8 protein-coding genes and 1 pseudogene are annotated in these 8,225 nt (G+C 65.3%); 4 read left to right on the top strand and 5 right to left on the bottom strand.

The window, feature by feature from the left end:
- Positions 1 to 164: 164 nt before the first annotated feature.
- Positions 165 to 983: an IS5 family transposase gene (locus LDL49_RS55935; RefSeq protein WP_225303103.1), complete on the bottom strand. Its 819-nt coding sequence runs from the start codon at positions 981 to 983 to the stop codon at positions 165 to 167.
- A 19-nt stretch (positions 984 to 1,002) separates the two neighbouring features.
- Positions 1,003 to 1,518 carry a DUF3592 domain-containing protein gene (locus LDL49_RS55930; protein WP_225303102.1) on the bottom strand — a complete coding sequence of 172 codons (516 nt, stop codon included), beginning with the start codon at positions 1,516 to 1,518 and terminating at the stop codon, positions 1,003 to 1,005.
- Positions 1,519 to 2,046: 528 nt separating this feature from the next.
- On the opposite strand from LDL49_RS55930, the gene LDL49_RS55925 reads away from it, so the two are divergent.
- Positions 2,047 to 2,571 (top strand): transposase, encoded by a 525-nt coding sequence (locus LDL49_RS55925; RefSeq protein ID WP_225303106.1) that lies wholly within the window; start codon positions 2,047 to 2,049, stop codon positions 2,569 to 2,571.
- A gap of 32 nt (positions 2,572 to 2,603) precedes the next feature.
- Positions 2,604 to 3,086 carry a hypothetical protein gene (locus LDL49_RS55920; RefSeq protein ID WP_225303101.1) on the top strand — a complete coding sequence of 161 codons (483 nt, stop codon included), beginning with the start codon at positions 2,604 to 2,606 and terminating at the stop codon, positions 3,084 to 3,086.
- Between the two features lie 471 nt (positions 3,087 to 3,557).
- Here the strand turns inward: LDL49_RS55920 and LDL49_RS55915 are convergent.
- The 3 genes and pseudogenes from LDL49_RS55915 to LDL49_RS55905 form a co-directional block, all read right to left on the bottom strand.
- A pseudogene (locus tag LDL49_RS55915) lies at positions 3,558 to 4,037 on the bottom strand (IS5 family transposase); the annotation flags it as partial.
- A 148-nt stretch (positions 4,038 to 4,185) separates the two neighbouring features.
- Complete coding sequence (locus LDL49_RS55910; RefSeq protein WP_225303100.1) at positions 4,186 to 5,070, bottom strand: CU044_5270 family protein; 885 nt, start codon at positions 5,068 to 5,070, stop codon at positions 4,186 to 4,188.
- Positions 5,063 to 5,635 carry an RNA polymerase sigma factor gene (locus LDL49_RS55905; protein ID WP_225303099.1) on the bottom strand — a complete coding sequence of 191 codons (573 nt, stop codon included), beginning with the start codon at positions 5,633 to 5,635 and terminating at the stop codon, positions 5,063 to 5,065. The genes LDL49_RS55910 and LDL49_RS55905 overlap by 8 nt, the downstream gene beginning before the upstream one ends.
- 434 nt (positions 5,636 to 6,069) lie before the next feature.
- Between LDL49_RS55905 and LDL49_RS55900 the strand changes: the two genes are divergently transcribed.
- Positions 6,070 to 6,546 (top strand): hypothetical protein, encoded by a 477-nt coding sequence (locus LDL49_RS55900; protein WP_225303098.1) that lies wholly within the window; start codon positions 6,070 to 6,072, stop codon positions 6,544 to 6,546.
- 705 nt (positions 6,547 to 7,251) lie between these two features.
- A partial coding sequence (locus LDL49_RS55895; protein WP_308016323.1) for a transposase domain-containing protein occupies positions 7,252 to 8,225 on the top strand: 974 nt, incomplete at its 3' end.

The raw sequence follows: 8,225 nt of genomic DNA, 5'->3' as shown, positions 1-8,225 counted from the left end.
AAGGGTCAAGGCTCTCAAACGCAGCCGCTATGGCCGAGCCAACTTCGACCTGCTCCGAAAGATCATCCTATGCAACCGATGCTGAAATGACCGTGCGTGACGACGTCACACGCTTTGCGTCAGAGCCACTTTTACATGGCCACGGACAACCTTTCGGATCCAGGTCAGTCATTCGACCCAGGAACCTCCCTCCAAGTCCCTCCCGGCTCTGCCGGGGATGCAACAGAGCGCCTCGCGGCGCACAGCGTGCGTTCGATGACCCAGCGATGAACGCCCAGGCCGGAGCCGTGCGGGGTGCCGCGCCGGGCGATGTACGGACGAATGCCGACGCGCCAGACCCGGCGGCGGTAGACGTCATGGTCGTAGCCGCGGTCGGCGTACAAGCAGACAGGACGCTTACGGGGCCGGCCGTGCCGGCCCCGCACCGGCGGGATCGCCTTGATCAGCGGCAGGAGCTGGGTGACGTCGTTGCGGTTGCCGCCGGTCAGGGATAAGGCGAGCGGATGCCGTTGCCGTCGGCGATGACGTGGTGTTTCGAGCCCGGCTTGGCACGGTCGACACCGGGCTCGGCCCGGTTTTGGGCCGCCCTTGAGCGCTCGCACGTGCGAGCTGTCGATCACCGCCTTGGACCAGTCCAACTGGCCGGCGGCGTGCAACTCGGCCAGCAGCAGCCGGTGCAGCTTGTCCCAAACTCCGGCCTGATGCCAGTCCCGCAGCCGCCGCCAGCACGTCATGCCCCAGCCGAAGCCCAGCTCCTGCGGCAGGAACTCCCACGGGATCGCGGTGTAGAGCACGAACAAGATCCCGCACAACGCCTTACGGTCATCCAGCCGCTTACGCTCCGGATGATGCGTGCGCCGCTGCACCTTCGGCAACAACGGCTCGACCCGCTCCCACAAGCTGTCCGAGACAATCCACGGCAGCTGCTCGCCCTTCCTCACACCCCACCCAACGACAATCATCACCGTAAGGATGCGGGCCATCCCATTCTGTTATGACCTCTTAGCGGTCCGCCGTTCCCCGGCGCCGCTTCATCTTTGTTATCCAGAAGCTGAGCCAGAAGAAGGCGTCGGCTTGCTGCCACCACAACAGAACCGCCAGGGGGACGGCCAGGAGGACGACGACCGCTTTCCTCGGATTCACGATTTGCATGAAACCGGCCTGCGGATCCAGCACATTGCCACTTGGATCGGCAGGGTCATAGAGCACCTGTCGCTGATCGTCGATCAGGGGACTCCCCTGCCAGCGGGAACCATCGACTCGCGTCCGGATGTGCCTGCCGTCGCGTGTGGTGAACCTGACAATGGCATCGTCAGACGAATAGCGGCTATATTCGGTGCGGACAACGGTGCCCATAGCCGACACGCCGCTCTCCCGCAACCGCTGCACCGCTCTGTAATCATTCACCGTGGCCACCGACATGCCGATTGCTATGAGCATCAGCGCGATCGCGATCTGGCCGTGAATGGAGGAGAGACGGTCCCGCATCGATGTCCGGGGATGAGGATCGGAGCTCACCTGCGAACTGTCTGCCCCCTCTTGCTTTCCACTACGCCTGCGCCTCTTGCTCCTACCGGCGCTGCCCATTCAACCCCGTTTCTCCTTCGGCCCACTATGAGATCAACGATCTAGCCTGAGCAGAGTTCCCGGGTAGCGGTCCGGGCCACGGGCCGGCGCGGCAGACAGTCGCAGCTCACGCTTACCCAGGGTTGCTAGCCGGGCGGTGCTGACACGTCGTATCCCGCCGGACTCCTACCCAAGAAGCCCGAACCTGTGCGGTTTCGGCCTCACCTGACACACCTTCACGTAAACACATGCGCTTTGCCGAAGCTCTTGTTCGAGGTCAGGATGATCGAGCCCTTCTCGTAACGCTTAGAGCCTGCTGACAAAGGATTTGGTCGCTGAGGCTGGGATCAGGGATGCCCTGGTCGCGGCCGTCTTCGAGTGATGCGCCTGCGGACAGGAGCGGGCTCCTGGTAGCTGAGGTGTTGTCTACGCATCTCGGCGGCCAGGAGCCCGTGGTTGTCTGTTTACACGCCCGCGTCCGTGGGCGCCAGTGGTTGCGCCTCACTAGGGTGCCGATGTCATAGCCGCAAGCCGTCATATCCGTCGGATCTGACCGATGCCGAGTGGGCGGTGCTGGAAGGCGAGGTGCGGGCGGTGATGGCCGAGCTGGTCGCGGCCACGGGCAGGCCGATGGTTCATGATCTGCGGGCGGTCCTGGACGCGATCGGCTATGTGGCCAGGTACGGGATCGAGTGGCGGGCCCTGCCAGTCGACTTCCCCCCGCACGAGGCGGTGTATGCATTCTTCCTGCGCTGGTCCGGGCGTGGTCTGCCCGACCGGCTGGCCGGGCGGTTGCGCGGCCGCCTGCGGGTCATGGCCGGACGCGGCGAACTGCCGACGGCGGGGTGCATCGACACACAGACGGTCAGGGCAGCCGAGACCGTCGGGGCCGCAGTCTGCGGTTATGACGGAGGTAAGAAGCTGAAGGGACAGAAACGGCACATCGCGGTCGACACGCTCGGGCTGCCATCCATAGGGCGCATCAGCACATTGTCCAGGAGCTAGAAACCGGGCGAAGAAAGGCCGAGTGCGAGAGAATGCTCGCAGAGCAAGCGCGCGACGCCATGGCCTTGAAAGTCCGCGAAGTCAACACCATAATCCGCAACCTCTCAACTCAGCTAGAAAGTATGCAAAAGCAAGTTGCGGACCGTCACAGTGCGCAAGCACATCGTGCCGCCATGGCCGAACGAGCTTGCCAATCAGCTAGGGAAGATGCGGCGACTACTCGAGCCGCCCACCAGGTTGCACGGCAGTATCTCATGGATGCCTACGACCGGATACAAGCCGCCACAGAAGGACGAATAAAGGCTTCAGAGTCGGAACGGCGAAGCTATGACATGCTGATCGAAACACTTCGCTCCGACCTAGTCGAAGCTCGCCAGGAAAGCGCTGAAAACAGGGCGCGAACACGCGCAGAAAAAGAATCTCTCCTCACTGCCAAATCGCGAATCCGCGAACTTGAGCTGAGTAATGCGAGGCTTCAAGCAAGGCTTGCTCAACCCGCGATCAAAGATCGCTAAGCAATGGGGCGGCCAAAGTGCGTCAGCAGGACGGTTAGCCTCGATTGCTCAGCTGAATGAGTTGCATGAGCGGCTCCATGGTCTGACCGTAATGTCCTCTCACAGGATTGGGACAGCCGTCGCATGACGCTACAGGAGCACCAGGACCCACGATCCCGGATGGGTCGCCTCCTTGTATCGTCGTGATCAAGGGCCGCTCCCGGGGCAAGTTGATCAGACGTTGCCAGGCCAGAACGAGTGCTTGAGCCCAGGGCCGGCTGGGCTCGATGCACAGATGGCGGAGATAGGCGTGGCCAGCGATGCGTGCGGGCAGGTGGTAGCGCCAGGGTAACGATGTCGGACTGCATCCGTCGGGACGCAGAAGTACTGACGTCTCGTGCAGATTCTCTGACGGCTCGTGCGGAAAGTACTGGTCCAGCAACTGACATCTCACTGCAGATCGGCACTCAGCGAAGTAGTCCTTGTCGCCGATCAGGCGGTCCGGGCGGGTGTGGGTCGGCCTTTGCCGCTGCGAGGCAGTCGCAGCTTGGCCATGGCCGCTTCGAACGCGGTGCAGTCCACGACGTTTTCGCGCGTCAGGTGGAGGGTCATGGGCAGGCTGCGGGCGTCGGTGATCAGGTGGAGCTTGGTGGTGAGTCCTGCTCGGGACCGGTCGAGCGGCTGCCGTTTTGTGATTGCTTCGTATCCATCGTCCCTTCCTCGTCTCCCCCTTTTTCGAGCTCCGGCCACGTGCTGGTGGGCCTGGGCGATAGTGGAGCCGATGGTGAAACTCCACTCCACGTTGCCGATCGAGTCGTCTTTGACCTGGGCTTCCTCCAGCAAGCGGGCCCAGGTGCCGTCCTGGTCCCAGCGGGTGAGCCGCTCGTAACAGGTCTGCCAGGGACCGTACCGTTCGGGGATGTCACGCCGGGTCGCTCCTGCGCGCAACCGCCACAAGATCCCGTCGATGGCCTGTCGATGATCCCGTCACGGACGACCACGATCGTCCGTGACGGGCAGCAACGGCTCGATCCGCTGCCAGGCCTTTCGGTCAGCTCGCTACGCCTTACCGTGACCGATCATTCAACCGCACCGGCGCTGATCATTTATCAGGCACTGTCTAGTCGCCGGCGGGGAGCGTGTCGGTCCATCCAGTGTCGATCGTCACCGGCTTGTCCTGGACAGTGACTTCTGCTCCGTCGGCGGTGACGTAGAAGCTGGTGTCGCGCACCTGGGAGGTCGCCGGATCGACGACCAGCTGTACTGGTGATTCGGCAAGGGGGATCAGCAGACCCTCCCCGCCATCGACCGCGCCCAGGTTCTTGACCTCGGGGTAGGAGGCCAGCGCCCGGAAGGCTGCGGCTCGGACCTCGGGCGAGGCCGGGAGTTGCGAGACCAGGGAGACCAGTCCGCTGAAGACCGCGCGGGCCTGCCCTGCGGCGTCCAGTCGCCCGGCGCTGGTTTTGACATCGCTGTGCTCCAGGCCGTCGCTGATCCAGGTTTTCAGCGCGTCGGGTTCGGCGGGCAGCTTTTGCAGCTGCTCGAAGCTCACCTCCAGGCCGCCGAGCCGGAAGGGGGTAGATCTGGCGAGCTTGACCACCTTGCCGGCCGTTTTGTCGCCCCGCATCCAGGTGCGTCCGTCTCGAGCCGTCCAGCTCTCGGATGCCTTGCCGCTGTAGCTTGTCTTGACATGCCAGTAGGCGCCCGAGCCTTCAGGCTCGCGTTCCGCAGTGGTGGCAGCGGCGAGCAGTATCCCACCGGCCGTTAGCTGAGCCGCGGTGGGCGGCGGGCCGTTCGGAGCGGCCGTGGGTGCAGTCGTACCGGAGACGACCACGACGGCAGCGGCGGCGGCAGCGGCCAAGCTCACGCCGGCTGCAAACCATGCTCTGCGGCTCGGCCGCGAGGGGCGGCGCATCCGCTGCTGGATTTGGCGCAGGCTGCGTTCGGCCGCCTGGGGTGACTCGGGCGCGGCCAGCAATGTGGCAAGGGTCTGCAGTTCATCCATGAAGTGCCTCCTTGTCGAAGGTGTTGTGGAGTTTGGCTCGAGCGCGGCTGATCCGCGAGCTCACCGTGCCGACGGAGATACCGAGCGCCTCGGCTACCTCCTCGTGACTGAGCTGGCCCAGCGCAACGAGCAGCACCGCGTCGCGCTCGCCTGGTGACAGCGCGGCCATGGCTTTGACCAGGTGCGGCTGCATCCGCTGGGCGGCGACGAAGGTGACGACACGGTTCTCGGGTCCCTCGACGTCCGGTTCGGGCGCGATACGCGACAACGCCGCGTAGTGGCGGGCCTCCTTGCGGCGGTGCCCAGCTATCAGATTGGTGGCGATGCCGAACAGCCAGGGCCGCAGGCTGCCGCGTCCTGGATCGAACCGATCACGCCGGTCGAAGGCGGTCAAAAAGGTGTCGGCGGCGATGTCCTCGGCCGTCTGTGCATCCAGCCGCCCGGCGGCGTAGCGGTAGATGGCTTGGAAGTAGCGGTGGTGCACGACCGTGAACAGCTCCGGCTCTGACCGCAAGCGGGCGCCGAGATCGCTGTCGGACACCTGCTCATCCGCGTCGGCGGTCACGTCACTTTCTCTGTCATCGGCGAGTGTCTTCCTGTTGAAGGGTCAGGCTGTCATCCATACTCCGCCGCACCCGCCGATCACCCTGCACGTGCACTGGCCGATCATGCGGGTCTCGGTCGCCGGGGTGCCGTCTGGGACCGGCGCACCCCCACCCGGCCCGGGCGTCCGCCCGGCGCGCTGGCCCGCGTCCGGGTGATGGTTGCGGTGGCGGGCAGGGCGGCGGCGGTTGCCGGAGCGGGGTCTTGGGACTATCCGGCCGGAATTGAACGATAAGCCTCCACCGCAGGTCAGGGGCGCGTGCGAAGAGGCGTGGGTGGATGGGGTGCCCCCGATGCGGCACGCCTGCCCTATCTGTAGGTCATCGGCCTGGAAACGACCGTTACGATCGGGAGAAGATCACGAGCTGTCGCGCGGGCGTGGCATGAGGAGAGCGGTTGAGCGATAGCGGGGCCGCTGATGCTGACAACGAGGCCGCGAAGGCGGCGCCTTCGTTCGAGCCGGTGCGGGTAGTGCCAACACGGCCGGATGGCTGGCCGGACTGGCTCGGCCGTAGGCCGATCAGCTCGGTCGACCGGGATCGGATCCTGAAGGATCTGAGCGCCGATCAGGAAGAGCTGGACGCTGTCCAGCGACAGGCGGGTCTGCGTCTTGCGCCGCTGTTCTCGTCCGTGACGATCGAAGGGTTCGGCGGACAAGGTGATCCACGGAAGGTGGCCCGGCTGCGAGCCGCGATCAATGCGGCGTGCAGGGTCGCGGCGGGCGATCGGCGGACCAGGTATCACGCGACCGATGAGCGCATCACGATCGGGATCGCTGGGCCGGACGCGCGTGAGCGGATCGCGGTGCTGCGCCGGCAGATCGCCAAGATCGGCGGTAGCCGGGGCTGGACGATCACCGAAGATCTGAACTGAGCCGGTTCTCGTGGTGAGGGGAGGCACTTCTCCACGGTTCGCGAGCCGCTCCGGCGACCGTGCCGAGGTCAGCCAGAGGCCGCAGCCTCACCCGCCGGCTCTGCCGTCACCAACGCCCGAAGACATCGCCCAGACCATCCACGTTAACGGCGGCGCCTTCACCACGCGTTAGATCAACAGCTGCAGAAATCAAAGGCGTGGGCCACCGAGCCGCCGCGCTCCCGGCCCTCCGTCCGGCGGCCGGGCCGGGTTCTGTGATGTCGGCGTACGAGTTGCAGTGCAGGGTGCATCATCGTCGAGATTGCCCAGACCGCTGGGCTGGATGATCCCACCACGGCACAGGTCCTGCGCCACACGCTCGCCACCACGCTTCTGGGAGCCGCACGTGCCCGCCCCAGAGCGCCCACGCACCCGGCGCGCTGGCCCCCCAAGCCAGCCACCCCATCCATGTCAGTCACCGTTTAATCGCGGGTAGTAAGTGCACACTCCTCTGGGTGCTGCTACTTCTCACCGACACGCCTCGTCCGATCAGCCCTCAAGTGCTGTCCAAACTGACCAGCAAACGCTGCTGCTACTCAGGATCTGGCTCAAAGTTCGTGAAGTGGTGACGTTGTGGAGTTGGCCCAAGGCCAGGTAGTTAAGGCTTTCGTGGTGCCGTCAAGGACGTGGGTTCTCAGGACATGAGGACGGAGATCCAGTAGAACGGTGATCTTCCACAACCAGCCGTCGAAGAACTGGATCTCCGTGATTGCCGAGTATGCCAGCTCTGCTGTTTCCCGCGCTGTCGAGACGGACTCTTCGCCCCGCTCGGCAGCCAGGCGATTGTTCGCCCCCGGGCATTTGGGTGAGCTGACCGGGCTCGTACCGGTCGAACTCGTCGATGCGGTCCTTGATGAGACACGCAGCGTGCAGCGTCGTCTGCGTGCTCTGCCCTCGCGGGTCGGGGTCTACTTCCTGTTGGCGATGTGCCTGTTCCCCGAGGTCGGCTACCTGCTGGTCTGGCAGAAACTGACGGCCTCGCTGACCGCCCTGCCGGTCGTGACGCCCACCGCCAAAGCCCTGCGTGACCTGCGCCGCAGAGTCGGCGGCGCACCGATGCAGCGCCTGTTCGAGGTGCTGAGCGGACCGCTGGCCCAGCCCCGAACTCCCGGAACGCGGTTCGGGCCCTACCGCACCGTCTCCTTCGACGGCTGCAGCTCGCTCAAAGCCCCCGACACCATCCGTAACCGGGCCTGGCTCGGCAACTCCGGCCACGGCGGCTACCCGCTGCTGGAGCTGATGACGCTGGTGGAGACCGGAACCCGGGCCCTGATCGGTGCCGTCTTCGGCCCGACCAGCGAAGGCGAGAGCGGCTATGCCCGGCGCCTGCTGCACCTGCTGCAGCCGGACATGCTCGTGTTATGGGACAAGGGCTTCGACAGCAACGCCTTCCTCGCCCAGGTGGCCGCCACCGGCGCGCAGGTGCTCGGCCGGCTGCGCAGCAACCGGCGCACCCCCATCCTCGCCTCACTCACCGACGGCTCCTATCTGTCGGTGATCGGCGCCCTGCAGGTCCGCATCATCGAGGCCCGGGTGACGGTGACCTGCACCGACGGCACCACCTTCACCGGCACCTACCGCCTGGCCACCACCTTGACCGACGCCCGCCGCTACCCGGCCGCCGCCCTGATCAGGCTCTA

It is taken from the genome of Nonomuraea aurantiaca, assembly GCF_020215705.1.
GTDB classification, from domain to species: domain Bacteria; phylum Actinomycetota; class Actinomycetes; order Streptosporangiales; family Streptosporangiaceae; genus Nonomuraea; species Nonomuraea aurantiaca.
Note: the sequence above shows the minus strand (reverse complement) of the source record. Positions and strands in the feature narration are given on the sequence as shown.

Coding starts and splice junctions, on each gene's coding strand:
- LDL49_RS55935 (WP_225303103.1), bottom strand. CDS start 983: ATGGCCCGCATCCTTACGGTGATGATTGTCGTTGGGTGGGGTGTGAGG.
- LDL49_RS55920 (WP_225303101.1), top strand. CDS start 2,604: ATGCTCGCAGAGCAAGCGCGCGACGCCATGGCCTTGAAAGTCCGCGAA.
- LDL49_RS55910 (WP_225303100.1), bottom strand. CDS start 5,070: ATGGATGAACTGCAGACCCTTGCCACATTGCTGGCCGCGCCCGAGTCA.